Raw genomic sequence first — 25,079 nt, forward strand, 5'->3', positions numbered from 1 at the left:
CTGCGCGCATGCACAAAAACTGGGCTGGCCGATCGCAAACGTTTCCCGAACTGTGGAACAGCGCGCCGCGCAGTCTTGCGGACGGCTTTCGATTGCGGGGGCGCCGCCGTGAATTAGAGGAAATGCTCGAGTTTGGGCGAGGGAAGTCGGAACTGTCCGCGGTGCCTTCGCGAAGCAACGCCGCCGTTGCGCGGGAGATTCTCCCTGGTGCGGTGCGCAATGATATGCGGTAGCGATCGCTGACGTTTGATCTCCGCCATCGCCGAAATTGGATTGGAGGTCTCAACGCTCATTTCGCGAAGTGCCGAGCGGGAGCTTTTTGTATTGCATGTTCGGTTATCCGCCAGCCATCCCGATTTTCACGAAATGCTTTCGAGTCGTCGGCGTCCCGAGGGTGACGTTCGGTCGCACTTCGGCACAGACGCCCCGTTGTCCTGAACGCACTGGGCATGTTGCACGGTGAAGGTCTATGCGCCAGCAGCGTGGTGCTAATCAAGCGAATCGCTATCTTGGAAGCACGGAGTCTGTTTGGGTTCGACCAGAGCCCGTTGATCGATTCGGCTTCGAATCCCGGTTTTTGCAAATTTCATATTCGTCCTATGGCGGCTTCGTCCCTCGCGCCGTTAAAGTCTCGCGAGTTATTCCGCAAACGTTTTCGGAGGGCTCTTTGACCGCGAGCACGGCCATTTCCGACACACCCGCGCGCGCGGGCGTCAACATTCACCAGTTCTACAGCCTGGATCTCAAGGGTGCGCCTGCTGCTGCGCTCGCCGACATCTACGAGTTCGAAGGGGCGCGCGGGATCGGCGAGCCGACGAAGTACACGATCCAGTTCACGCATCCCCGTCATGACTTGTCGCGCAGCGAATTCCTGAACCGGATGGGCGCATTTGTGATCCAGCCGCCGCCGCGTGACCGCTGGAGCGAGCCGGAAGGCGCGCGGCGCGTGCAAGGCGTGGTAACGAGCTTTGCGCTGAAGGCCACCAATCGCGACGAGTCGCTGTACGAGATCGTGCTGGAATCGCGTCTGGCGCTGTTGCGCAATACGCCGAAATGCCGGTTCTTTCTGGACATGAGCATTCCCGAAATCATCGAGCGGATTCTGCGGGAGCATGAATTCAACCGGATCTTTGCGAGTTTCGAATTCCAGTTGTATCGGACCTATCGCAAGCGCGGCTTCGTGATGCAATGGGGCGAGGATGACCTGGCGTTCATTACGCGCTTGTGCCGACGCTCGGGCATTTGGTTTGTGTGCGAAGAAGGCGAACGTTGCGAGCGGGTGCGCTTCGGCGACGACTATGCGCACTATCGCCGCGATCCAGAACGCCTGACGGTTGCGTACCGGCCGCACGGCGGGCTGGAAGCCGGAGGCATCGAGTCGGTCAGCGCGCTCGAAATGCACGCGAAGACCTTGCCGGCGGCCTACACGGTACGCACGTTCAGCACGGAAACGGCGATTTCGGATCCGATCGAGGCGGCCAGCCCGATCTGCGACGACCGCACCACGTATGGTGAAGCGTATACGTGGGGAGCACCGAATCGGAGCGAGGACGAGGCGAAGGAGGAGGCGCAACTGCGTCGCGAGGCAGCGCTGGCCGGGCAGGTCGCGTATCGCGGCGAGTGCGACATGCTGGACCTCACGCCTGGCTCGGTGCTGAAACTGTCGAGCCGGGCGTTGCCCGATGCGAAGCACGGCCTGGTTGTGGTGCGGGTGACGTGCGGCGCGAGCCGGAAGAAGGCGTATCGCGTGAAGTTCGACGCGATTCCGTCCGACCGCCAGTATCGAATGCCGTTGGTGGAAGAAACGTGGCCGAGAATCGACGGGGTCATCACCGGGACGATCGCGTCGTCGGGTGGCTGGAAAGACCCGTATCTGGATAGTCAGGGCGAATACATCGTCGATCTCCATCTGGATCGCGACACGCGGGCACCGGGGCTGCAAAGTTGCCCGATGAGGCTGGCGAAGCCGTTCGCGGGGCCGAACCAGACCGGTTTTCACTTCGGGCTCGTCGAGGGCACGGTGGTCGGCGTGAGCTTCCTGTGGGGCTGCGTGGATTTGCCGTTCATCAGCCACGTGCTGCATACCGCCCAACACACGGATCCGATCGTCGCGGGCGTACCGTGGGGCACGCGCAATACGATTCGCACGCGCTCGAACAACACCGTCGAGTTGGACGACCGGAAAGGCAAGGAACACATCAAGGTCGCGACCGAGCACGGCAAGACGCAGTTGAATCTGGGCTATACGGTGGACCGGGACCAGCAGCGGCGAGGCGAGGGTTTCGAGTTGCGCACGGACGATCGGGGGCACGTGCGCGCGGGCGGTGGTCTGCTGGTGTCGTCCGACAGGCAGGAGAAGGCGGTCGGGCAGATGACCGACATGAGGCCGGTGACGAACCAGTTTGCGCTGACGCAGGCGCAAGCTCAGGGGTTGACCGATGCCGCAGCTGTGGCGCAAGCGGAAATCGCGGACCTGAGGGCAGAAAACGCATGGCTGAAGGACGAGCTGGCGAGCTTGAAGACGGCAGTGATCGCGCTGTCCGCGCCGAACGGCATTGGCCTGGCGACGCCGGATCGAGTGATGGTGTCGGCGGGCAAGGACGTGAGTGTCGGCACGTCGTCGCGGTTCAACGTGAATGCGCTCCGAAACGTCGCGATCGCTGCGGGCGAGGTGCTGTCGCTGTTTGCACACAAGTTCGGCATCAAGCTCTACGCCGCGCGCGGCAAGGTTCAAATTCAGGCGCAGTCGGACGCGATGGAACTGGTGGCGCAGAAGGACATGCGGATCACCAGTGCCGATGGCACCACGACGATCAATGCTGCCAACGGGGTTGTGCTCGGCGGTGGCGGCACGGCCTACATCAAGGTGCAGGGCGATAACGTCGAGATTGGCGGGGCCGGCTGCCTGATCCTCAAAATCATCGAAATCCAGAAGGAAGGACCGGGTGCGCTGTCGCTGCCGATACCGAAGTTCAACCAGATCGATATCGCGAATGACGAGCGGTTCATTCTCAGCGACGACATCACCGGCCGACCGGTCGCGAACCGGCCATACAAGATTCAGCTCGCCAGCGGACAGATTATCGAGGGCATAACCAGCGAAAAGGGAGAGACCTCGTTGAGCCGCCAGGATGTTGCGCGGGGGCTCAAGTTGCTTCTTCAGAACAATAAGGAAGCCTGATTCGTGATCGACCAGTCCAACGAGCCAGACGGCACGGGCGACGATACCGGTACGCCCAAACCTTACCGGCATGACACTGCAACGCGCATCGTGCCGATGCAGCGCGATCATCTTGGGCAACCGTATTGGGAGTCTTATCACACGCCGAGCAGTTTTCAGGTGCGCGCCGAGTGCCGCATTCCGCCGCACATGCCGGGCGTCATCATCTTTGTGCATGGCGTTAATTCCACGGGGGAGTGGTATGACGAGGCGGAACAGGCGTTGTGCCAAGGGCTCAACGAACGGCTGAAACGGAGCGATTTGAAGGCGAATACCTACAGCACGGTAGACGGTGAACGTGTCGTACCTAGGTATATCAAGAAGGGAGATGAAGGCATCTCCCCTGTGATCCGCTTCTACTGGGGTTACAGCGCGATGCCCGGCACCGAGCGCAATTGGCGCATCCCGATGCGCAACCCGCGCGGCTTCGATGCATGGGCCCCCGTGTGCACGAACGAGAAAGGTCCTTGGCATTGGGGCGGCGGCCCTTTCCAGAACGGCACCAACAATCTGCCGCAATTGTGGAGCCACGAGGGATTCAAGCGGCACGTGCTCAGGTTCGATATGGAGGCGTTGAACACGGAGGCCGATCGCCAACTGCAGGACTCTCCGCCGCGCACATACTACGCGCATGCGGCCCAACGGTTGGCCGACCTGATTGACTGGATTCGCGACGAGTGTCCGCGCGATACGGTGACTGTGATGTCGCATAGCCAAGGGACGATGATTGCGCTCGCGGCGACTGCCTTGTGCAAGACACGCGCGCCCGATGCGGTGTTTGTGATGAACTCGCCGTATGCCCTCGATGACAAGGTCACGGACGCTCTTACCTGTGGTGCGGAACGCCCCACTCCGGAGGCGCGTATTAACACTTTCAGGAACATCGCGAACCGGATCAAGCAGGACAAGCACGTTTTCACCGAGACGGAATTGAAGCAGCTTCAGTGCGGCGCGTCCGAGGACATGGATTTCTGGCGGCCCGACAACCGGCGCAAGTCCAGCGTTCACGAGCGCGACAATCATGGCCGACTGTACGTGTACTTCACGCCGCATGATCGCGTGATGGGCGCCACGCCGCTGCAAAGCATCGGCTGGCAGGGAGTGGATGACAAATTGCTCGCCGAGTTGGGCGATACCGTCAAGCAGCGCATGCTGGCGCGCAGTACGCCGGTGGGCGACGCGCCGGGCGTGAAGAAGTTCGGCACGCTGCCGCCGACTTCCGAAGACAAGCTTGTATCCGGAGCGAAGTCGACCGATTTCTGGAACGGTAACCGGGCTATTTTTACGCCCCTCTTGACGCTGTGGGCGGTACCCCATCCCGACAAAACCGTGACGATCAATGCTGAAGAGGTGCCGCAGCCGGTCACGGCCGAAGAAATGGACGTCTTTGAGGACTCCCGCGCCGATGCGCCTCCCATGGGCAAATGGGTCCCCGATCCGAATGATCCCAACACGGGGAGCTACGCTGACTCCGACTACCGTTATATGCGCTCGATTTATCAGCCGGAGCGTACCGTTACTACCGAGGATATTTACAACTCCAGACGCACGACTCGTCCTGAGACCCAGGACGAAATGCTACAGCGACTCGACACCTATCTCGCTGAGCCGACCAATCACAGCACGTTGCCGCAGCATCACGCATTTATGCGTCGGGTGGCTGCCTATGATCTCCCAGTCGGCTTTTGTGATGCATATGAGAGACCGGCGTTCTGGACCCGTCTGATGAAATTTGCCGACTGGACGCAAGGTTATGACGATTACTTTGAGCTTGGCGCCCCCCAAAGCGTTGTCAAACCTGCCTGTATCGATTGGGCTACGGTTGCCGAGGAACAAAGCAAGGCCGAAGTCGAGCAACTTCGGCAACAACAATGGAAAGGGGGAGCGTGATGAGGTACTCGATTGTTATCATTGTACTGGCCGCCCTGATACAGGGATGCGTGACACAGCAGAGGCGGATATTTTCATTGGGTAATTTTCTGCGTGCAAACGTGCTGCCCTATGACTCACCACCCCAGATCATCTACCGAATCGATGGCCACCGTTTTGTGACACTCGAGAACTATCGAGACTGCAATTATGGTCAAGCTTATTATAACGATACGCACGCTGGTATAAAAACAGGTTTGGGTAGAGCGAGTGTCGAAGATTACCAAGGTCGACTAATTAATGCTGATATGACTGGGCGAAATTTAGCCTTTCCGTCCGGTGCGCCGCCGCATCTTGGAACATCGGATCACGGCGTCGATGTTGGATTGTTGTATTCGACGGACGGCGGAAGAAGCTTCGCTGCAACGGTTTATATGAAGAACAGTTTTGATCCGTTCGAGGACTCGAAGAACTATTCGGTGTTCGTAACTGAAGACAAACTCTATGTCGCGAAGAAGTGGGGAGACGACGATACCTACGTCGTTGTATCTCCGATGGTGCCGGGTATTGACTTAAACAGGCCCTATCCGCCTGGTGTCAGGGGCGGGAGTTTCGCAGCATCAAAGCGACCTGGTGTTTTTTCAAAGCTTCGCACGCCCTCCGGCCAGGATCGAATCACTTGCGACGCGTCGATCAAGCCGACTAACCCAGATGCACCGCTGGTACCCCAATGAGAAGCAAGATGGTGAGATACGCCGTTGCCATAATCGCGCTGGTCACCCTGATGCAAGGGTGCACGGCACAGCCCCCTCAGCGTCCTGTCTTCAAACTCGGCGACTTTTGGAGTTCGGCACTCAAGGAGTTGCCATACGACTCGCCGCCCCAAGTCATCTACCGGATTGATGACCACCGCTTTGTGACGCTGGAACGTTATCGAGACTGTTATCACGGGGAATCGTACTACAACGATACCCGTGCCGGCATCAGAAAGTATTTAGGACGCGGGCATTTTGAAAACTTCCAAGGGCGTATCATTAATGCAGATCCGACTGGAATGAATATCGTTTTACCTCTGGCTTATCCACCGAGAGCATTTTGCGGTAACGGTGAAAAAGGTTGCGTGGTGCCATTTTGGTATTCGATGGACGGCGGGAAAACCTTTGCTACCAAGGTCTACATGGAGCACAGTTTTGATGCCTTCGAGGATTCGAAGGACTATATAGTGGCAGTCACAAGCGACAAGCTTTTTGTAGCAAAGAAATATCAATACAGAATGGATCGCCCGGAATACGATTTAAGCGTGCGGCAATATCCTCTTGTCCGGGCTGTTGATCCTGGCAAGCCTCATGCACCAATCTTTGAATCGGACGGTGCTTGGGCATCCAAAAAAAAGCTGATGCCGGACGGGCTTCACACGCCCTCCGGTCAGGATCGAATCACTTGCGATACGTCGATCAAGCCGACTAACCCGGACGCACCGCTGGTACCCCAATGAGACGCAGGATGGTGAGATACGCCGTTGCCATAATCGCGCTCGTCACCCTGATGCAAGGGTGCGCGGCACCAGAGCCGAAGCATCCGGTTTTCAGTCTTAGTAACTTTATGAGTTCGGCGCTCAAGGAGTTGCCATATGACTCGTCGCCCCAAGTCATCTATCGGATTGACGAACACCGCTTTGTCACGCTGGAACGTTACCGGGACTGCTATCACGGGGAATCGTATTACAACGACACCCGTGTCGGGATTCGAAAGTTTTTAGGGCGGGGCCTGTTTGAAAATTTCCAGGGGCGCATCATTAACGCCGATCCGACCGGAAGGACAATTGTTTTGCCGCTGGCCTATCCGGATGGATTGGTTTGCGGAAATGGCGAAAAAGGTTGTGTAGTGCCATTTTGGTATTCGACAAATGGCGGAAAAACCTTCGCCATGAAGGTGTACATGGATCACAGTTTTAATGCGTCCGAGGACTCGAAGGATTATTCGATTTTTGTAACCAAAGATCGACTCTATGTCGCAAATAGGTCGGCGGACAATGACGCCTACGTTGTCGAATATCCGATGATGCCAGGCATTGACTTAAGCGGCCCCTATCCGCCTGGTGTCAAGCGCGGGAGCTTTGCGGCATCAAAGCGGCCAGGCGTTTTTTCGAAGCTTCGCACACCCTCTGGCCAGGACCGCATCACCTGCGACGCGTCGATCAAGCCGACTAACCCGGATGCACCGCTAGTACCCCAATGAGGTACTCGGTTTCACCACCCTGCATGGAGCACACCATCATGAAAAACCCAGTATGCCTGGGCGATGCGACGACACATGGCGGTGTCGTCAAGACCGCATCATCGACATTCGATCTCGACGGCCGCAAGGTGGCGCTGCTGCATGACGTCGTCTCGTGCCCGGAGCACGGCGACAACCCGATCATCGAGTGCACCGAGGGCTACAGCGAAGGCGGCCGAAACTGGGCGGTGCATATGTGCCGAACGCGGTGTGGCAGCCAGGTGATCGCCAGCAGCGCAGGGATGAAAATCGCATGAGTCGAACGTGGACGATCCCGAACGTCGGGGAGTATCAGTACGGCAAGCCACCGTCGATCTGGTGGAGCGTGCTTGCCATCGTCGTCATCCAGACCGCGGGCATGCTCATCGCGGTACTCAACTGGGAGCAGGGCAAGCCGGTGATGTCCGAGCTCTTCTTCGAGCGCGCGGTGCTGTTGCCGCTGCTGGTGTCAGGGGCCGTGTGCGGGGTGATCTATGTCGGCTACGAGGAGTGGATCGAGCGAGTTGATTGGTGGAATTTCCTGTGCCGCAGCGAGCGGGCTGCATGGCGGCAATGGGCGCAAGCTCACATGGCGATCGTCAATAGCATTGCGTTGACGCCTGAGCCCGAGTTGGCCGAACGTCTGCTGGGCCTGGAGGGCAGTACGCCGATGAATCCCGGCAAGATCCTGTCATTGCCGGTGACGGAAAGTTCGGCAGGGGTATCGCGGCAAGATCCTGTCATTGCCGGTGACGGAAAGTTCGGCAGGGGTATCGCGGCTTGGGCGGGTATTGGAGCAACTGGTGACGCCGTTTGCGGCCAGCCTCGCACGTTATGCACCGACCCGGGCCGTCGACGTGATCCTGCAATCCGCCGACAAGGAGGATCTGACCGAACTGCGGGCGGTCTGGAAGAAGCTGAATCTGCCCGACCTCGTGCAGTTTGGATGGGTGCCTTTCGGTGCGAAGCAGTCGAATATCGAGACGTGGTTCGACGAGGCTGGAAAAGCCGATTTTCGGTTATTGCTGGCCTGCCAACTGCATACGGAGGGCACGGAGCCGGCCTGGTCCGAGACCGCCGTGGCGATGTTGCTTGCTTCACCGCGCGCGGTCGAGGGCGTCAAGGGAAAGCTCAGGCCTCAGGCGCGGTTATTCCGCCCGATCGCGATGCCGTCCGATTCCGTGGCAGACGCGCTGGAAACGCTGCTGGCTTCGGAGCAGACGCCTCGCGGGCGCATCCGTCATGTGTGGTTGAGTAATTTGCCGCCCCAGAGCCGTCACGCGGCGCTCGGCGCCGTCAAGGATGCCGGACTGGCGCTACCGACGCATGATGTCGATCGCGCGATCGGCAAGCCTGGGCCGGTGAGTGGCTTGTTGCTTCAGGCGCTCGCGGCGCAGATGGTGGCACATGGCCAGGGCGCACAACTGGTTGCCTCGCCGAGCGCTCAACAGGTGCGGCTGAATTTGGTCGGAGCGCAGTGCGCACCGGTGCCTGGCGTCGAGGCGGGCTATATGCGTCGGCTTAGCTTGTCGGTCAGCGTGGGCGGGAGTTGTTGCCTGATCCTGATCATGGTCGCGCTTGATGCTCTCAACGCATCCAGAGGATGGTTCTGGGCCTGCATGAGCGGGTTCGTATTGCTGCTCCTGATCCAGCTTGGTGGTTCGGTCTTGAGGCGTCGGCTATTGGAAGACGATTTTTACCGGCAACTGCGAGATACCGACGCCGGATATGAGGCCACGTGATGTGTGGCACGGCATCACGCGAGTGACGATCGAATGAGAGTTAGAGCAAAACCTCGAATCCGGATGCGCGGTACGAAGCCTCGGTCGGCCCTTTTTCCCCCAATTGCGTCGCCGCAATCGTCGGCATCCGCGAAATTCCTCCTTGACTTGCGCCGTTCAGCAGATATCCTTCAATCCATAACCAACGGGTTATGAATTTGGACATGCAGAACGCTCACGACATGCTTTTCAGGACGCTTGCCGATCCGACGCGCCGCGCGCTTTTCGAGCGGCTGTGCGAGGAGGGCGAGCTGACGGTTGCCGCGCTGACCGCCCATGCGGGCGTCTCGCAGCCTGCCGTGTCGAAGCACCTTGGTGTACTGAAGCAGGCCGGGCTCGTGAATGACCGTCACGAAGGCCGGCAGACGCACTACAGCGCACAGCCGCAAGCGCTGGCCCCGCTGATCGACTGGACGAGCCAGATGGCAGGCTTCTGGCAGAACCGGTTCGACGCCCTCGAAGATCTGCTCAAAAGGATGGATCAATGAACCAAGCCACGACCGAAACGCGCTCCGTCGTCGTCGAACGGGAGCTGTCCCATGCGCCGGAGAAGATCTGGCGCGCGCTCACGCAACCGCACCTGATCGAGGCGTGGCTGATGAAGAGCGACTTCGAGCCCGTCGAGGGCCGCGCCTTCAGCTTCCGCGCGGACTGGGGCTCGGTCGACTGCACGGTCCTGACGATCGAGCCGCCGCGGGCGCTGTCCTACACGTGGGCCGCTTACGGTCTCGAAAGCGTCGTCACGTGGACGCTCACGCCGACCGCTGCCGGCACGCACCTGCGCATGGAGCAGGTCGGCTTCCGCGCGGATCAGGAGCAGGCATACCGCGGCGCGCAACACGGCTGGGTACGGTTCTTCGAATCGCTCGAACAGGTGCTGGCGCGCCCTGACGAAGGCACGGAGGCCCGCGCATGAGTGCAACGGACCTGCAACCGTCGGAGCGCATCGACGCGCTGATCGCCGGCATCGCCGACTGGCGCGGCCCGCTCTTCGCCGACCTCCGCCAGACGATCCTTGCGGCCGACGACGGCATCGTCGAGGACTGGAAATGGATGGGCAGCCCCGTGTGGTCGTGCGACGGGATGATCGCGGTCGCGAACGCGCACAAGGGCAAGGTGAAGCTGACCTTCATGCACGGCGCGCATCTGCCCGATCCCGGCGGGCTGTTCAATGACGGCCTCGACGGCAATGCGCGGCGCGCGATCGATTTCTTCGAAGGCGACCGGATCGACAAGCGGGCGCTGAAGACCCTCGTGCGCGCGGCGATCGAATACAACCGCACCCACCTGAAGAAGAACGCACGGGGAGCGGGCGCGAAGGCGCGCGGCGACAAGGCGGCGTGACGCGCCTGACAATCGGCAACATTGCGTAACGCGCGCAGGAAAAAAAGCCCGACACGAGGTCGGGCACCAAATCGGCCGCAACCGCCGCGAGGCGGCTGCGGCACCTGCAAAAGCAGGGCGCTTACGCTGCGAGCAGCGAGCGCAGCACGAACGGCAGGATACCGCCGTGCTTGTAGTAGTCGACTTCGATCGGCGTATCGATGCGCAGCAGCACCTGCACGCGCTGCGTTTCGCCGTTCTTGCGATTGATCACGAGCGTGACGTCCTGCTGCGGCTTGAAGTCGTCGCCGAGGCCTTCGATGTCGTACGTCTCGTCGCCGGTGATGCCGAGCGACTGGATGCTGTCCGAGCCCTTGAACTGCAGCGGCAGCACGCCCATGCCGACCAGGTTCGAACGGTGGATCCGCTCGAAGCTGCGTGCGATCACGGCCTTCACGCCGAGCAGTTGCGTGCCCTTCGCGGCCCAGTCGCGCGACGAGCCCGTGCCGTACTCTTCACCCGCGAACACGACGGTCGGCGTATCGGCGCCGACGTACTGCATCGCCGCGTCGTAGATCGACTGCTGTTCGCCGCTCGGCTGGTGGATCGTCAGGCCGCCTTCGACGCGCGAGCCGTCTGCCTTCGCCGGGATCATCAGGTTCTTGATCCGGACGTTCGCGAACGTGCCGCGCATCATCACGTCGTGGTTGCCGCGGCGCGAGCCGTAGCTGTTGAAGTCGGCCTTCTGCACGCCGTTTTCCTTCAGCCACTTGCCTGCGGGCGAGTCTTCCTTGATCGAGCCTGCCGGGCTGATGTGGTCGGTCGTGACCGAGTCACCGAAGATGCCCAGTGCGCGCGCGCCCTTGACCGTCGGGATCGACGCGGCCGGTTCCATCGAGAAGTCGGTGCCGAAGAACGGCGGCTCGGCGATGTAGGTCGACTTCGGCCAGTCGTAGACCTGGCCCGATTCGCCCTCGATCTTGCTCCAGAGGTCGCCCTTCTTGGTCAGCTTCGCGTAGTTGTCCTCGAACTTCTTCGGATCGAGCGCGAACTTGAGCAGCGCGTGGATTTCATCGCTCGTCGGCCAGATGTCGCCGAGGTAGATGTCGCGGCCGCCCTTGCCCTTGCCGACCGGCTCGGTCATCAGGTCGCGCGTGATGTTGCCGGCGATCGCGTATGCAACGACGAGCGGCGGCGACGCGAGGAAGTTCGCGCGGATGTTCGGGTGGATACGCGCTTCGAAGTTGCGGTTGCCCGACAGCACGGCGGCCGCGACGATGTCGTTCTTCGTGATCGCTTCGTTCAGTTCCGGCGTCAGGTCGCCCGCGTTGCCGATACAGGTCGTGCAGCCGTACGCCGCGACTTCGAAGCCGAGCTTGGAGAGGTAGGGCAGCAGGCCCGTCTTCGTCAGGTATTCGGTGACGATGCGCGATCCCGGCGCGAGCGAGGTCTTGATCTTCGGATCGACCGTGAGGCCGGCCTCGACGGCCTTCTTCGCGAGCAGGCCGGCAGCGAGCAGCACGCTCGGGTTCGACGTGTTCGTGCACGACGTGATCGCGGCGATCAGCACGTCGCCGTTCTTCACGTCGACGCCGTTGCTCGTCGTGTATTGCGTGTTCAGGTCGTCCGCCTTCTTCGCGAAGCCGTTCTCCGCAACCGGCTTCGAGAACAGGTCGGTGAACGTCGACTTGACGTTGCCGATCTCGATGCGGTCCTGCGGGCGCTTCGGGCCGGCCAGCGACGGTGCGACCGTCGCGAGGTCCAGCGTCACCGTCTTCGTGTAGTCGATGTCGCCGGCCTTCGGAATGCCGAACAGCTTCTGCGCCTTGAAGTAGTTTTCGAACGCGGCGATTTCCGCCTTCGTGCGGCCCGTGCCTTCGAAGTAGTCGATCGTCTTTTCGTCGACCGGGAAGAAGCCCATCGTCGCGCCGTATTCCGGCGCCATGTTGCCGATCGTTGCGCGATCCGGCAGCGACAGCGACTTCGTGCCTTCGCCGAAGAACTCGACGAACTTGCCGACGACCTTCTCCTTGCGCAGCATTTCGGTGATCGTCAGCACCAGGTCGGTGGCCGTCACGCCTTCGCGCAGCTTGCCCTTCAGCTCGACGCCGACGACGTCCGGCGTCAGGAAGTACACCGGCTGGCCGAGCATGCCGGCTTCGGCTTCGATGCCGCCGACGCCCCAGCCGACCACGCCGATGCCGTTGATCATCGTCGTGTGGCTGTCCGTGCCGACGAGGGTGTCCGGGTAGTACACGGTGTCGCCGCCTTCCGCCTTCTTGTGGACGCCGCGCGCGAGGTATTCGAGGTTCACCTGGTGGACGATGCCGACGCCCGGCGGCACGACCTTGAACGTGTCGAACGCCTGCATGCCCCACTTCATGAACTGGTAGCGCTCGTTGTTGCGCTGGAATTCCAGTTTCATGTTCAGGTCGAGCGCATCCTTCTGGCGGAAATAGTCGATCTGGACCGAGTGGTCGACGACGAGATCGACCGGGACCAGCGGCTCGATCTTCTTCGGGTTCTTGCCCGTGCGCTCGGCGACGCCGCGCATGGCCGCGATGTCGGCGAGCAGCGGCACGCCCGTGAAGTCCTGCAGCACGACGCGCGACACCACGAACGGAATCTCGTCGACGCGCTTCGCGGTCGGCTTCCAGTTCGCGAGCTGCTCGATGTGCTCTTCGGTGATTTTCTTGCCGTCGTAGTTGCGCAGCACGGACTCGAGCACGATACGGATCGACACCGGCAGGCGTTCGATCTTCGTCTTCAGCTCCTTGCCGAGTTGCGGCAGCGAGTAGAACTTGCCTTTGCCGGAACCGCTGTCGAATTCCTTGAGGGTCTTGTGGAGATTGTGGGCCATGGTGATTTTCCTGGGTTTAAGGCTAGGAAACAAAGAGTCCTGTAGATGACGGCTATATCACATACAAGTCGACGTACTCATCGACCGGCATTGCTTCGAGCTTTGCCTGGTCCAGCGACACGTCGAGAATCGCTTGTTGCTGCTTTGCCGGGAAGCGGCGGGCGAGGTTGGTCCGGAATTTCTCGACCAGCAGCGGGATGCCGTCCGCGCGGCGTCGCTGATGGCCTATCGGGTACTCGACCACCACTTCGGCAAGCTTCGATCCGTCCGAGAATTCGATCGTCAGCGCATTCGCGATCGATCGCTTGTCCGGATCGTGGTAATCCTTCGTGAACTGCGGATCCTCGACGCACACGGTCTTTGCGCGCAGCGCGTCGATGCGCGGGTCCGCTGCGGCCGAATCCTCGTAGTCGGCCGCGGTCAGCCGGCCGAACAGCAGCGGCATGGCGACCATGTACTGGATGCAGTGGTCGCGGTCGGCCGGATTGGCGAGCGGGCCCTGCTTGTCGATGATGCGGATCGCGGCTGCATGCGTGCGGATCGTGATCCGGCCGATCTCGTCGGTCGTGCGGCCCGCCGCGGCGAGCTGCGCGTGCAGCTGCAGCGCGGCCTCGGCGGCCGTCTGCGCGTGGAATTCGGCGGGGAACGCGATCTTGAACAGCACGTTCTCCATCACGTACGTGCCGTACGGGCGCTGGAAGCGGAACGGCTGCCCGTTGAAGAGTACGTCGTAGAAGCCCCAGGTTTTCGCGGTGAGCGCCGACGGGTAGCCCATTTCGCCGGTTTTCGCGATCAGCGCGAGGCGCACCGCACGGGACGTGGCATCGCCGGCCGCCCACGACTTGCGCGAGCCGGTGTTCGGCGCGTGGCGGTAGGTGCGCAGCGCGTGGCCGTCGACGAACGCGTTGGACACCGCGTTGATCAGCTCGTCGCGCGTGAGCCCGAGCAGCCGGCCGACGACGGCCGTCGACGCGACCTTCACGAGCAGTACGTGGTCGAGCCCGACCGCGTTGAACGAATTCTCGAGTGCGAGGCAGCCCTGGATCTCGTGGGCCTGGATCATCGCGACCAGCACGTCGCGCATCAGGAGCGGCTTCCGGCCGGCCGCGACGGCCGTGCGGGAGAGCCAGTCGGCCGTCGCCAGGATTCCGCCGAGATTGTCGGACGGATGGCCCCATTCGGCGGCGAGCCAGGTGTCGTTGAAGTCCAGCCAGCGGATCATCGCGCCGATGCCGAACGCGGCCTGGACGGGATCGAGCTGGAAGGACGTGCCGGGCACCTTCGCGCCGTTCGGCACGATCGTGCCGGGCACGACGGGGCCGAGCAGCTTGGTGCAGGCAGGGTAGGACAGCGCCTCGAGTCCGCATCCGAGCGTGTCGATCAGGCAATGACGCGCCGTCTCCAGCGCGAGCGCGCTGTCGATTCCGGTGTTCAGTACATAGTCGACGATATCGACGAGTACCGTATCCGGAGCAGGGCGGACGTTGGAGACCGGGGCGGACATCGAGGGGCCGGAGGGAACGTGCTTAGTTCGTTGCCGGCTTCAGCTCGTTCGACTGCGTCGGTGCCGGCGTGCCTTGCGCCATTTCCGGCGTCACGCATTCGTCTGCGAGGCGCTCGCCGCCGTTCGCGTCGGAGAACAGCATTGCCTTGCTCGGAATCACGACCAGCTTGAAGCCTGCTGCCGGATCGTAGAACGTGTCGGCGCCCGTCGTCGTGGCCTGACGCGGCAGCTTGTAGTTCTTCTTCGCCCAGTGAACCGTGACGACCTGGTCGCGCTTCATGTCGCCGGCGAGGTCGAACGACAGGCCTTCCTTACAGGCCCACTTGACCGCGCCTTCCGGTACCGTATCGACCTTGGCGGCGGCACGCGCCTGTGCCTTCTTGCTGCGCGGGATGATGCGCTTGGCCGGCGCCGGGCGCTTGGCCGTAGCCTTCTTCGCGGTCGTGGTGGCCGTACCCTGGGCAAACGCGCTCGGAGCCGACACCAGCATCGTGGCGGACAAGGCGCCGATAGCGGTAGCGATCAGGAGTTTCTTCATGGAGTCAGAACCTTTCGATAATCAGTTGACAAGGGCCGGCAATCGAAGCTGCCGGCCGGTTTGAAACTGCACGCGCCCCGAAAGCGCGCAGCGGCCGCTATTTTCGCCTATTTGGCCGCGCATACATCAGGTTTTCGGGCTCCGTTACGTTTTTTGTCGTTTCGCAAACTTCTGTCCGGTTCGCGCGTCGGCGAATGCATGAAACTCGTGTATCGGCCGGCGGCGCGCGCTCACTGCGCGTCGCCCGCGGCGGCCGGGCCGAACAGCGGCGCAGCCTCGGCCGGTACGGGCTGGCCGGTGGCCCGCGCACGGCGCAGCACCGACCAGTAATAGCGGTAGCTCGCGCGATCGTGCAGCGTATCACCGTGGCGCGTCGGGCCCCAGTCGGCGGCCTGCGCGGCGAGCAGGATCTCGGCGGCCAGCGCGACCTCGTCGGTGCGCGGCGCGAAGGCGTCGACGATCGGGCGGATCTGCGCGGGGTGGATGCTCCACATCCGCGTGAACGCGAATTCGTCGCGCGCACGGCGCGCATCGCCGGCGACGACGCTCATGTCGCGCACCTCGGTCGTTACATTGTGCGACGGTGTCTTGCCGTGCGCGTGGCAGGCCGCGGCGATTTCCAGCTTCGCGCGGCGCACGAGCGGGTGTTCGAACTGGCCGGGAGAGCGCATCGCGGAATCGGGAATCGCGCCGTGGTGCGCGGAGACGAAATCCATCAGCCCGAAGCTCAGCGTGCCGACCATCGGCAGCGCGGCGAGGGCGGCCGCCTGCGCGAGCGCGCCGTGCGTCTCGACCAGCACGTCGACCGGGATCGGCTGCGCGATGCCGAGCTCGCGGCGCGCGCCTTCGATGAACGCGGCCATTTCGGCTGCGTCGGCTGCGTTCGCGATCTTCGGGAGCGTGATGTAGGCGGGGGCGCGCGCGGCGCGCAGCACGATGCGGACATCGTCGCGCCAGTGCGGGTGGGAAAAGTCGTGGATCCGGACGCCGACGCGCCCGAAGCGGTTCTCGGCGCTGCCGAGCAGCTCGGCGACGAGTTCCGCGTGCGCGGCTTCCTGGCCGACGGCCGCGCCGTCCTCGCAGTCGAACGTGATGTCGAACACGGGGCCCGTTTCGGCCTGCAGCGCGAGCGACTTGCGCATCAGCTTCTCGCTGCCCGCGTAGTGATCGCAGCATGGCAGGATCGCGGGCGGGGACGCCCCGTCGTACAGCACTTGTGCAGGAGTGAGCGCGGCCATCTCTTCTACGTCAGGGGGCGGGTCAACGTGGCGAAAATCGGATTCGGGCAGGTTCTGGGCCGGTGCGCAGTGCGCACGAGGCGGCAAAACGTGCCCGGATCGGATCGGGCGGCAGGGCCGGCGGCGTGCCGGCCCTGCGGTGACGGACTGCCCGGAGGCTGCCCGTCGCGGTGCCGGATTTAGTTCTTCAGCAGGTGGGCGACGCCATCGCGCTCTTCGAGCAGCTCGGCCAGCGTGCCGTCCATCTTCTCGCGCGAGAACGCGTCGATTTCCAGGCCTTCGACGCGCTTGTACTCGCCGTTTTCGCAAACGACCGGCACGCCGTAGATGATGTCTTCGGGGATGCCGTACGAGCCGTCCGACGGGATGCCCATCGTGACCCACTTGCCGTTCGTGCCGAGCACCCAGTCACGGACGTGGTCGATCGCCGCGTTGGCTGCCGACGCTGCCGACGACAGGCCGCGCGCTTCGATGATCGCCGCGCCGCGCTTGCCGACGGTCGGGATGAACGTGTCGCGGTTCCACACGTCGTCGTTGATCAGCTTCAGCATCGATTCGCCTTCGGCGGTCGCGAAGCGGAAGTCGGGGTACATCGTCGGCGAGTGGTTGCCCCACACGGCGAGCTTCTCGATCGATGCGACCGGCTTGCCCGACTTGGCGGCGAGCTGCGACAGCGCGCGGTTGTGGTCGAGGCGCAGCATGGCCGTGAAGTTCTTCTTCGGCAGGTCCGGTGCCGACTTCATCGCGATGTATGCGTTCGTGTTCGCCGGGTTGCCGACGACCAGCACCTTCACGTCGCGGCTCGCGACTTCGTTCAGCGCAGCGCCCTGAACCGTGAAGATTTCGGCGTTCGCCGACAGCAGATCCTTGCGCTCCATGCCCTTCGAGCGCGGACGTGCACCGACCAGCAGCGCGACGTCTGCATCCTTGAATGCAACCTTCGGATCGTCGGTGATCACGACGCCCGCGAGCAGCGGGAACGCGCAATCGTCGAGTTCCATCACGACGCCTTTGACGGCGGCTTGGGCTTGCGGGAGGTCGAGCAGTTGCAGGATGACCGGCTGGTCCTTGCCGAGCAGGTCGCCGTTCGCGATGCGGAACAGCAGGGAGTAAGCGATTTGACCTGCGGCGCCGGTGACGGCAACGCGCTTTGCGGGCTTAGCCATTGAAAATCTCCAGGACGGGTGAAGCGTTGGACGCTAGCGAAAACGCCATTCTATGCGCGTTGTGCGTAACGTTGCATTGAAGCAGGGCGGAGGACTCGCGATGGCAGACGCGGTGAACCTGGAGACGGCCGTGGCACGTAGCCGGGGACGCGCTGTTGCACCCGCGAACCCTTGCTCGACCGGGAGTGTAGGAGCCGTCACGCGCAATGTCAAACGGTATCATATGTCTTATATAAGACAGATGTTTTGCGGAAATTGAGTGGACGAAAAAGTGCGGTTTGTGATGAAATGCGCGCCATGACATCGAACCAGGCGAATACCGCGAATCAGACCGGCGCAGGCGGCCCAGGGCAGCCGGGCGCGAGCGATCCCGCACCTTCGCCTGCGGCGTCACCGTCGCCGACGTTCAGCCCGTTATACCAGCAGATTAAGTCATTGATCACGCAAAGTCTCGAAACCGGCGAATGGAAGCCGGGCGAGATCATCCCGAGCGAAGTGGAGCTCGCGGCCCGTTACAAGGTCAGCCAGGGCACCGTTCGCAAGGCGATCGACGAACTGGCCGCCGAAAACCTCGTGGTCCGGCGGCAGGGCAAGGGTACGTTTGTTGCAACGCACAACGAGGATCGCGCGCAGTTCCGCTTCCTGCGCCTGCTCGCCGACGACGGCGCCGAGCACCCGCACGTGAGCCGCCTGCTCGAATGCCGGCGCCTGCGCGCGCCGGCCGAGATCGCGCGGCAGCTCGACCTGAAGCCGGCCGATCCCGTCGTGCAGGTGCGCCGCCTGCTGGAGTTCGAGAACGAAGCGACGGTGCTCGACGAGATCTGGCTGCCGGGCGCGATGTTCCGCGGGCTCACGTTCGAGCGGCTGAGCGAGTACAAGGGGCCGCTCTACGCGATGTTCGAGACGGAGTTCGGCACGCGGATGATCCGCGCGACGGAGAAGATCCGCGCGGTCGCGGCGGAGCCGGCGGTGGCCGACCTGCTGCATGTGCCCGCGGGTTTTCCATTGCTGTCGGTCGAGCGCGTGTCCTATACATACGGAGACCGGCCGGTGGAAGTGCGTCGCGGCTGGTATGTCACAACCGGGTACTACTATCAGAATGACTTGAGCTGACGACGGTTCGGTTCAGGCCGAGTGCGTTCGCGTTCCCCACGCTCGCGAAGCACGTTTCGGGCCGCCTTTGTTCTTGTTCGCGCAACTATCCAGAGCAGACTTTCGCTGCAGCGCGATATAAAAAGGCGCTAAAATCGCGGATTAGTGTGACAACATAGTAGGGGTCTAGCATGACTGATGCAGTAAGAAAACCGAGGCCGGAATACCGGAACATCGGATTCAGCGATATCACGATGAAATATCGCATGCCGCTGGCAGCGACTTTGTCGATCCTCCATCGAGTCAGCGGCGCGCTGCTGTTCTTGTTCCTGCCGTTCCTGCTGTTCCTCTTCGACCAGAGCCTGACGTCCGAGCTCAGCTTCGAAGTCTTCAAGGCCTTCCTCTCCAACATCGTCGTCAAGCTGATCGTCCTCGCGTTGTCCTGGGCTTTCTTCCACCATTTCTGCGCCGGCATTCGCCACCTGCTGATGGACGTCAACCACGACGCCGTCACGAAGGAAAGCGGCAAGCGGACGGCAGTCGTCGTCTTTGTCGTCTCGATCGCGCTGACGATCGCCATGGCACTCAAACTGTTCGGAGCATTCTAAGAAAATGGCAGCCAATAACCGAATCGGCTCGAAGCGCCTCGTCGTCGGCGCGCACTACGGCCTGCGCGACTGGCTCGCGCAGCGTATCACCGCCACGATCATGGCGGTCTACACGGTCATCCTGCTCGTCCTGTTCTTCGGCGCGCACGACTTCTCGTACGAAGGCTGGGCGTCGATCTTCTCCGCGCAATGGATGAAGCTCGCGACCTTCGTGATGCTGCTTTCCCTCTTCTACCACGCGTGGGTCGGCGTGCGCGACATCTGGATGGACTACGTGAAGCCCGTCGGTGTGCGCCTGCTGCTGCAATCGCTGACCATCGTCTGGCTGCTCGCATGTGCGGGCTACGCCGCGCAGATTCTCTGGAGAGTGTAAAGAATGGCTGCAATCAAAACTTCCCTCCCGCGTCGCAAGTTCGACGTCGTGATCGTCGGCGCGGGCGGCTCCGGCTTGCGCGCAGCGCTGCAACTGTCGCGCGCGGGCCTGTCGGTCGGCGTGCTGTCGAAGGTGTTCCCGACGCGTTCGCACACGGTGGCCGCGCAGGGCGGTATCGGCGCGTCGCTCGGCAACATGAGCGAAGACAACTGGCACTTCCACTTCTACGACACGATCAAGGGCTCCGACTGGCTCGGCGACCAGGACGCGATCGAGTTCATGTGCCGTGAAGCGCCGAACGTCGTGTACGAGCTCGAGCACTTCGGCATGCCGTTCGACCGCAACGCGGACGGCACGATCTACCAGCGCCCGTTCGGCGGCCACACCGCGAACTACGGCGAGAAGCCGGTCCAGCGCGCTTGCGCGGCCGCCGACCGTACCGGTCACGCGCTGCTGCACACGCTGTACCAGCAGAACGTCGAGGCGAAGACGCAGTTCTTCGTCGAATGGATGGCGCTCGACCTGATCCGCGACGCGGAAGGCGACGTGCTCGGCGTGACGGCCCTCGAGATGGAGACGGGCGACGTCTACATCATGGAAGGCAAGACGACGCTGTTCGCGACGGGCGGCGCAGGCCGGATCTTCGCGGCATCGACCAACGCGTTCATCAACACCGGCGACGGCCTCGGCATGGCTGCGCGTTCGGGCATCGCGCTGCAGGACATGGAGTTCTGGCAGTTCCACCCGACCGGCGTGGCCGGCGCGGGCGTGCTGATCACCGAAGGCGTGCGCGGCGAAGGCGGCATCCTGCGCAATGCGAACGGCGAGCGCTTCATGGAGCGTTATGCGCCGACGCTGAAGGATCTGGCGCCGCGTGACTTCGTGTCGCGTTCGATGGACCAGGAAATCAAGGAAGGCCGCGGCGTCGGTCCGAACAAGGACCACGTGCTGCTCGACCTGTCGCACATCGGCGCCGAGACGATCATGAAGCGTCTGCCGTCGATCCGCGAAATCGCGCTGAAGTTCGCGAACGTCGATGCGATCAAGGAACCGATCCCGGTCGTCCCGACGATCCACTACCAGATGGGCGGCATCCCGACCAACATCCACGGTCAGGTCGTCGGCACGTCGCGCGGCCACAAGGATCCGGTCAACGGCTTCTACGCAGTGGGCGAGTGCTCGTGCGTGTCCGTGCACGGCGCGAACCGCCTCGGCACGAACTCGCTGCTGGACCTCGTGGTGTTCGGCCGTGCGGCCGGCAACCACATCGTCGAGCACGTGAAGAGCCAGAAGGAACACAAGCCGCTGCCGGCCGATGCAGCCGAATTCTCGCTGGCGCGCCTGAACAAGCTCGACAAGTCGTCGTCGGGCGAATACACGCAGGACGTCGCGAACGACATCCGCGCGACGATGCAGAAGCATGCTGGCGTATTCCGCACGTCGGCGCTGCTGAAGGAAGGCGTCGACCAGATGGCCGGCCTGGCGGCACGCGTGGAAAACATCCACATGAAGGACAAGTCGAAGGTGTTCAACACCGCGCGCGTCGAAGCGCTCGAGCTGGAGAACCTGATCGAAGTCGCCCGCGCGACGATGGTGTCGGCGGAAGCGCGCAAGGAAAGCCGTGGCGCGCACGCACACAGCGACTACGAACACCGCGACGACGAAAACTGGCTGCGCCACACGCTGTGGTACAGCGAAGGCGATCGCCTCGACTACAAGCCGGTTCAAATGAAGCCGCTGACGGTCGAATCCGTGCCGCCGAAGCCGCGCACGTTCTAAGCCGAGTCAAAGGAATCCGAAATGGCAAAACGCATTTTTGAAGTCTACCGCTACGATCCGGACAAGGACGCAGCGCCGCGCATGCAGACGTATGAGCTCGACATCCAGCACGAGCGCATGCTGCTCGACGCACTGGTCAAGCTGAAGGCACTCGACGAGACGCTGTCGTTCCGCCGTTCGTGCCGCGAAGGCGTGTGCGGTTCGGACGCGATGAACATCAACGGCAAGAACGGTCTCGCGTGCCTGACGAACCTGAACGACCTGCCGCAGAAGATCGTGCTGCGTCCGCTGCCGGGCCTGCCCGTCGTGCGCGACCTGATCGTCGACATGACGCACTTCTTCAACCAGTATCACTCGATCAAGCCGTACCTGATCAACGACGCGCCGCCGCCGGAGAAGGAACGCCTCCAGTCGCCGGAAGAGCGCGACGAGCTCGACGGCGTGTACGAGTGCATTCTGTGCGCGAGCTGCTCGACGTCGTGCCCGAGCTTCTGGTGGAACCCGGACAAGTTCGTCGGCCCGGCCGGCCTGCTGCAGGCTTACCGCTTCATCGCGGACAGCCGCGACACGGCCACCGGCGAGCGTCTCGACAACCTGGAAGATCCGTACCGTCTGTTCCGTTGCCACACGATCATGAACTGCGTCGATGTCTGCCCGAAGGGCCTGAACCCGACGAAGGCGATCGGCAAGATCAAGGAACTGATGGTTCGCCGCGCGGTTTAAGGTTGAGATGAGCGACGATTCGCATCAATCCGACCCGCACCGCCGCGCGCGCCTTCGCTGGCGCGCGCGGCGGGGTCTGCTGGAAAACGACATCATCTTCGAGCGTTTCTTCAGCAGATACGAGCATGACCTCACCGATGCAGACGTAGGCGCGTTGTCGCGCCTGCTCGATCTGAGCGACAACGACCTGATGGACTTGCTCCTCGCGCGCAAGGAACCAGAAGGCGACCTAGACAGCCCGGACATTCACCGGCTGTTGGAGATGCTGCGCAACGTGTAACGCGTTACGCCCGTTATCGAATCCCGTTTCTTTATTTCGATTGAGGATGTGCCATGACTCCGTCTGATGTTAAAGCCACGCTATCGTTCAGCGACAACTCGCCGAGCGTCGAACTGCCGATCTACAAGGGCACGATGGGCCCGGACGTAATCGACATCCGCAAGCTGTACGGCCAGACCGGCAAGTTCACGTACGACCCGGGCTTCATGTCGACGGCAGCTTGTAATTCGGCGATCACGTACATCGACGGCGACAAGGGCGAGCTGCTGTACCGCGGCTACCCGATCGACAACCTCGCGCAAAACGCAGACTTCCTCGAAAGCTGCTACCTGCTGCTGAAGGGCGAGCTGCCGAACGCAGCGCAGAAGAAGGAATTCGTCGACACCGTCACGAAGCACACGATGGTGCACGAGCAGATGCACTTCTTCTTCCGTGGCTTCCGCCGCGACGCGCACCCGATGGCGATCCTGGTCGCCGCGGTCGGCGCGCTGTCCGCGTTCTACCACGACTCGCTCGACATCAACGACCCGCGTCACCGTGAAGTGTCGGCGATCCGCATGATCGCGAAGCTGCCGACGCTCGTCGCGATGGCGTACAAGTACAGCATCGGCCAGCCGTTCGTGTATCCGAAGAACTCGCTGTCGTACAGCGCGAACTTCATGCACATGATGTTCTCGAACCCGTGCGAAGAGTACAAGGTCAACGACGTGCTCGTCCGCGCACTCGACCGCATCCTGATCCTGCACGCCGACCACGAGCAGAACGCATCGACGTCGACGGTCCGCCTGGCCGGTTCGTCGGGCGCGAACCCGTTCGCATGTATCGCGGCCGGTATCGCATGTCTGTGGGGCCCGGCGCACGGTGGTGCGAACGAAGCCGCGCTGAACATGCTCGAGCAGATCGGTTCGCCGGACAACATCCCCGAATTCATCAAGCAGGTGAAGGACAAGAATTCGGGCGTGAAGCTGATGGGCTTCGGCCACCGCGTGTACAAGAACTACGACCCGCGTGCGAAGCTGATGCGCGAGACGTGCTACGAAGTGCTGAACGAACTGGGCCTGCACGACGACCCGCTGTTCAAGCTCGCGATGCAGCTCGAGAAGATCGCGCTGGAAGACGAATACTTCGTGTCGCGCAAGCTGTACCCGAACGTCGACTTCTACTCGGGCATCGTCCAGCGCGCGCTGGGCATCCCGACGTCGATGTTCACGTGTATCTTCGCGATGGCACGTACGGTCGGCTGGATCGCACAGTGGAACGAAATGATTGCCGATCCGGAGCAGAAGATCGGCCGTCCGCGCCAGCTCTTCATCGGCGATACGCCGCGCGAAGCGAAGCCGATCGACGCACGTTAAGTCGTGTGCGGCGCGATCGGCCGGCAAGGCCGCTCGCGTCGGGCAATCGCAACGCCAGACACCCCGACGGGTCATCCCGTCGGGGTGTTTTCATTTGCGCGCTGGATCGGTGCGGCGCTCCAGCGACGGCGGCCGGGTGTCGAGCGCCGGCGCGTCTTCGTCGGGAGCGTGGCCGTGCCGCAGGAAGAACTGCCGGTACGCACCTGGCGTCATTCCGCGCGCGGCGAGGAACTGGCGGTTGAAGTTCGCGGCATTCGGAATGCCGCAGCGCGCGGCCACCGTCGCGATCGGCCAGTCGGTGCCGACCAGATGGCGGCACGCGTGCGCGAGCCGCAGCCGCTGCACGTAGCGGCCGACGCTTTCGCCGAGATGCCGGACGAACAGGCGCTGCAGCGTGCGTTCGGACATGTGCGCGGCAGCGGCAAGTGCGTCGATGCGCAGCGGTTCGTGGAAGTGCCGGTCGATCGCATCGAGCACACGATCGAGGCGCTCGGCTTCGGGTGCGGCCGCGTCGGTGTGCGGTGTCGTTCCGTCGGGCCGGCCGTACGCGTGCGCGGTGGCGAGCGGCTCGCCGCCGGCTTCCGCGAGATCGGCGAGCGTATCGAGTGCGGCCGCGAGTCGTACGCGCGGAGCAGGGTCGAGCAAGCGCGGCAGCCGTGCACGCATCGCACGGGCCATGTCGGTGTCGAAGCGCAGGCCCGGCGCCGCGCGGCGCAGCAGCGAGCGCAGCGGTGCGTATTCGGGGCAGCAGTCGGCGAGCCGCCGCATCCAGTCGCCGTCGAACCAGACGACGAGCGCGACCTCGGGCGCATCGCGATCGATGCGGGCGTTCGACGACCAGGTGTGCGGCAGGTTGGGCGGCACGAGCACCAGGTCGTCGTCCGCGTAGCGGGCGACGTGATCGCCGATGAAGCGCTGGCCGCGGCTGTTGAGCGTGAGTGTCAGCTCGTATTCGGGATGACGATGCCATTCGAACGGGATGCGCGCGAGTTGGCGGTGATACACGCGGACCGAACAGCCGGGAGCGAACGTCACGTGCTCGTATTGCGGTTTCATCGCGGCCTCCGGGTGGGGCGGGCTGCGCGCCGTGGCATGATCGTGAGCGATCGTCACC

23 protein-coding genes are annotated in these 25,079 nt (G+C 62.7%); 17 read left to right on the forward strand and 6 right to left on the reverse strand.

What is annotated here, in order from left to right:
• Positions 1-667: 667 nt before the first annotated feature.
• The 10 genes from LXM88_RS35405 (at position 668) to LXM88_RS35450 (ending at position 10,470) form a co-directional block, all read left to right on the forward strand.
• Entirely contained in the window at positions 668-3,181 is a 2,514-nt protein-coding gene (locus LXM88_RS35405; RefSeq protein ID WP_262544132.1) for a type VI secretion system Vgr family protein, read from the forward strand.
• Between the two features lie 3 nt (positions 3,182-3,184).
• Positions 3,185-5,110 carry a T6SS effector phospholipase Tle3 domain-containing protein gene (locus tag LXM88_RS35410; protein WP_262544133.1) on the forward strand — a complete coding sequence of 642 codons (1,926 nt, stop codon included), beginning with the start codon at positions 3,185-3,187 and terminating at the stop codon, positions 5,108-5,110.
• A gap of 77 nt (positions 5,111-5,187) precedes the next feature.
• Positions 5,188-5,823 carry a T6SS immunity protein Tli3 family protein gene (locus tag LXM88_RS35415; protein WP_262544134.1) on the forward strand — a complete coding sequence of 212 codons (636 nt, stop codon included), beginning with the start codon at positions 5,188-5,190 and terminating at the stop codon, positions 5,821-5,823.
• Between the two features lie 8 nt (positions 5,824-5,831).
• Positions 5,832-6,584: a T6SS immunity protein Tli3 family protein gene (locus LXM88_RS35420; protein WP_262544135.1), complete on the forward strand. Its 753-nt coding sequence runs from the start codon at positions 5,832-5,834 to the stop codon at positions 6,582-6,584.
• 8 nt (positions 6,585-6,592) lie between these two features.
• Positions 6,593-7,327 carry a T6SS immunity protein Tli3 family protein gene (locus LXM88_RS35425; RefSeq protein ID WP_262544136.1) on the forward strand — a complete coding sequence of 245 codons (735 nt, stop codon included), beginning with the start codon at positions 6,593-6,595 and terminating at the stop codon, positions 7,325-7,327.
• 38 nt (positions 7,328-7,365) lie between these two features.
• Positions 7,366-7,623 carry a PAAR domain-containing protein gene (locus LXM88_RS35430; protein WP_262544137.1) on the forward strand — a complete coding sequence of 86 codons (258 nt, stop codon included), beginning with the start codon at positions 7,366-7,368 and terminating at the stop codon, positions 7,621-7,623.
• A gap of 525 nt (positions 7,624-8,148) precedes the next feature.
• Positions 8,149-9,087 (forward strand): hypothetical protein, encoded by a 939-nt coding sequence (locus LXM88_RS35435; RefSeq protein WP_262544138.1) that lies wholly within the window; start codon positions 8,149-8,151, stop codon positions 9,085-9,087.
• A gap of 203 nt (positions 9,088-9,290) precedes the next feature.
• Positions 9,291-9,614, forward strand: coding sequence for an ArsR/SmtB family transcription factor (locus LXM88_RS35440; protein WP_034180131.1), 324 nt, complete (start codon positions 9,291-9,293; stop codon positions 9,612-9,614).
• On the forward strand, positions 9,611-10,042 hold the full coding sequence (locus LXM88_RS35445) for an SRPBCC family protein (protein WP_262544139.1): 432 nt from the start codon (positions 9,611-9,613) through the stop codon (positions 10,040-10,042). The genes LXM88_RS35440 and LXM88_RS35445 overlap by 4 nt, the downstream gene beginning before the upstream one ends.
• On the forward strand, positions 10,039-10,470 hold the full coding sequence (locus tag LXM88_RS35450; RefSeq protein WP_262544140.1) for a DUF1801 domain-containing protein: 432 nt from the start codon (positions 10,039-10,041) through the stop codon (positions 10,468-10,470). Before LXM88_RS35445 ends, LXM88_RS35450 begins: the two co-directional genes overlap by 4 nt.
• A gap of 121 nt (positions 10,471-10,591) precedes the next feature.
• Here the strand turns inward: LXM88_RS35450 and acnA are convergent, their stop codons facing one another.
• The 5 genes from acnA to LXM88_RS35475 all read right to left on the reverse strand — a co-directional run bounded on the left by acnA (position 10,592) and on the right by LXM88_RS35475 (position 17,755).
• Entirely contained in the window at positions 10,592-13,309 is a 2,718-nt protein-coding gene (gene acnA / locus LXM88_RS35455; RefSeq protein ID WP_262544141.1) for an aconitate hydratase AcnA, read from the reverse strand.
• Positions 13,310-13,361: 52 nt separating this feature from the next.
• On the reverse strand, positions 13,362-14,813 hold the full coding sequence (locus LXM88_RS35460; RefSeq protein WP_262544142.1) for a bifunctional 2-methylcitrate dehydratase/aconitate hydratase: 1,452 nt from the start codon (positions 14,811-14,813) through the stop codon (positions 13,362-13,364).
• A gap of 22 nt (positions 14,814-14,835) precedes the next feature.
• A complete protein-coding gene (locus LXM88_RS35465) occupies positions 14,836-15,351 on the reverse strand; it encodes a hypothetical protein (protein ID WP_262544143.1) in 516 nt (171 codons plus the stop codon).
• A 230-nt stretch (positions 15,352-15,581) separates the two neighbouring features.
• The gene (locus tag LXM88_RS35470; RefSeq protein ID WP_262544144.1) at positions 15,582-16,589 is read right to left on the reverse strand and encodes an HpcH/HpaI aldolase/citrate lyase family protein; all 1,008 of its coding nucleotides are present in this window, start codon (positions 16,587-16,589) and stop codon (positions 15,582-15,584) included.
• Between the two features lie 179 nt (positions 16,590-16,768).
• Positions 16,769-17,755 (reverse strand): malate dehydrogenase, encoded by a 987-nt coding sequence (locus tag LXM88_RS35475; RefSeq protein WP_034180017.1) that lies wholly within the window; start codon positions 17,753-17,755, stop codon positions 16,769-16,771.
• Positions 17,756-18,043: 288 nt separating this feature from the next.
• On the opposite strand from LXM88_RS35475, the gene LXM88_RS35480 reads away from it, so the two are divergent.
• The 7 genes from LXM88_RS35480 (at position 18,044) to gltA (ending at position 23,965) form a co-directional block, all read left to right on the forward strand.
• On the forward strand, positions 18,044-18,868 hold the full coding sequence (locus tag LXM88_RS35480; RefSeq protein ID WP_047901354.1) for a GntR family transcriptional regulator: 825 nt from the start codon (positions 18,044-18,046) through the stop codon (positions 18,866-18,868).
• A 170-nt stretch (positions 18,869-19,038) separates the two neighbouring features.
• The gene (gene sdhC, locus LXM88_RS35485; RefSeq protein ID WP_047901353.1) at positions 19,039-19,455 is read left to right on the forward strand and encodes a succinate dehydrogenase, cytochrome b556 subunit; all 417 of its coding nucleotides are present in this window, start codon (positions 19,039-19,041) and stop codon (positions 19,453-19,455) included.
• 4 nt (positions 19,456-19,459) lie between these two features.
• Positions 19,460-19,828: a succinate dehydrogenase, hydrophobic membrane anchor protein gene (gene sdhD, locus LXM88_RS35490; RefSeq protein ID WP_034180015.1), complete on the forward strand. Its 369-nt coding sequence runs from the start codon at positions 19,460-19,462 to the stop codon at positions 19,826-19,828.
• A 3-nt stretch (positions 19,829-19,831) separates the two neighbouring features.
• Positions 19,832-21,607, forward strand: coding sequence for a succinate dehydrogenase flavoprotein subunit (gene sdhA / locus LXM88_RS35495; RefSeq protein WP_262544145.1), 1,776 nt, complete (start codon positions 19,832-19,834; stop codon positions 21,605-21,607).
• Positions 21,608-21,628: 21 nt separating this feature from the next.
• Entirely contained in the window at positions 21,629-22,330 is a 702-nt protein-coding gene (locus LXM88_RS35500) for a succinate dehydrogenase iron-sulfur subunit (protein ID WP_059237255.1), read from the forward strand.
• 7 nt (positions 22,331-22,337) lie between these two features.
• Positions 22,338-22,610: an FAD assembly factor SdhE gene (locus tag LXM88_RS35505; RefSeq protein ID WP_011355742.1), complete on the forward strand. Its 273-nt coding sequence runs from the start codon at positions 22,338-22,340 to the stop codon at positions 22,608-22,610.
• Positions 22,611-22,663: 53 nt separating this feature from the next.
• Positions 22,664-23,965 (forward strand): citrate synthase, encoded by a 1,302-nt coding sequence (gene gltA, locus LXM88_RS35510; RefSeq protein WP_034185794.1) that lies wholly within the window; start codon positions 22,664-22,666, stop codon positions 23,963-23,965.
• 90 nt (positions 23,966-24,055) lie between these two features.
• Here the strand turns inward: gltA and LXM88_RS35515 are convergent, their stop codons facing one another.
• Positions 24,056-25,021, reverse strand: a complete 966-nt coding sequence (locus tag LXM88_RS35515) for an AraC family transcriptional regulator (RefSeq protein WP_262544146.1) — start codon at positions 25,019-25,021, stop codon at positions 24,056-24,058.
• Positions 25,022-25,079 lie beyond the last annotated feature (58 nt).

Origin of the sequence: Burkholderia sp. S-53 (genome assembly GCF_025560745.1) — a bacterium.
GTDB classification, from domain to species: domain Bacteria; phylum Pseudomonadota; class Gammaproteobacteria; order Burkholderiales; family Burkholderiaceae; genus Burkholderia; species Burkholderia pyrrocinia.

Coding starts and splice junctions, on each gene's coding strand:
- LXM88_RS35420 (WP_262544135.1), top strand. CDS start 5,832: ATGGTGAGATACGCCGTTGCCATAATCGCGCTGGTCACCCTGATGCAA.
- LXM88_RS35425 (WP_262544136.1), top strand. CDS start 6,593: ATGGTGAGATACGCCGTTGCCATAATCGCGCTCGTCACCCTGATGCAA.
- LXM88_RS35430 (WP_262544137.1), top strand. CDS start 7,366: ATGAAAAACCCAGTATGCCTGGGCGATGCGACGACACATGGCGGTGTC.
- LXM88_RS35440 (WP_034180131.1), top strand. CDS start 9,291: ATGCAGAACGCTCACGACATGCTTTTCAGGACGCTTGCCGATCCGACG.
- LXM88_RS35445 (WP_262544139.1), top strand. CDS start 9,611: ATGAACCAAGCCACGACCGAAACGCGCTCCGTCGTCGTCGAACGGGAG.
- LXM88_RS35450 (WP_262544140.1), top strand. CDS start 10,039: ATGAGTGCAACGGACCTGCAACCGTCGGAGCGCATCGACGCGCTGATC.
- acnA (WP_262544141.1), bottom strand. CDS start 13,309: ATGGCCCACAATCTCCACAAGACCCTCAAGGAATTCGACAGCGGTTCC.
- LXM88_RS35460 (WP_262544142.1), bottom strand. CDS start 14,813: ATGTCCGCCCCGGTCTCCAACGTCCGCCCTGCTCCGGATACGGTACTC.
- LXM88_RS35465 (WP_262544143.1), bottom strand. CDS start 15,351: ATGAAGAAACTCCTGATCGCTACCGCTATCGGCGCCTTGTCCGCCACG.
- LXM88_RS35470 (WP_262544144.1), bottom strand. CDS start 16,589: ATGGCCGCGCTCACTCCTGCACAAGTGCTGTACGACGGGGCGTCCCCG.
- LXM88_RS35475 (WP_034180017.1), bottom strand. CDS start 17,755: ATGGCTAAGCCCGCAAAGCGCGTTGCCGTCACCGGCGCCGCAGGTCAA.
- LXM88_RS35480 (WP_047901354.1), top strand. CDS start 18,044: ATGCGCGCCATGACATCGAACCAGGCGAATACCGCGAATCAGACCGGC.
- sdhC (WP_047901353.1), top strand. CDS start 19,039: ATGACTGATGCAGTAAGAAAACCGAGGCCGGAATACCGGAACATCGGA.
- sdhD (WP_034180015.1), top strand. CDS start 19,460: ATGGCAGCCAATAACCGAATCGGCTCGAAGCGCCTCGTCGTCGGCGCG.
- sdhA (WP_262544145.1), top strand. CDS start 19,832: ATGGCTGCAATCAAAACTTCCCTCCCGCGTCGCAAGTTCGACGTCGTG.
- LXM88_RS35500 (WP_059237255.1), top strand. CDS start 21,629: ATGGCAAAACGCATTTTTGAAGTCTACCGCTACGATCCGGACAAGGAC.
- LXM88_RS35505 (WP_011355742.1), top strand. CDS start 22,338: ATGAGCGACGATTCGCATCAATCCGACCCGCACCGCCGCGCGCGCCTT.
- gltA (WP_034185794.1), top strand. CDS start 22,664: ATGACTCCGTCTGATGTTAAAGCCACGCTATCGTTCAGCGACAACTCG.
- LXM88_RS35515 (WP_262544146.1), bottom strand. CDS start 25,021: ATGAAACCGCAATACGAGCACGTGACGTTCGCTCCCGGCTGTTCGGTC.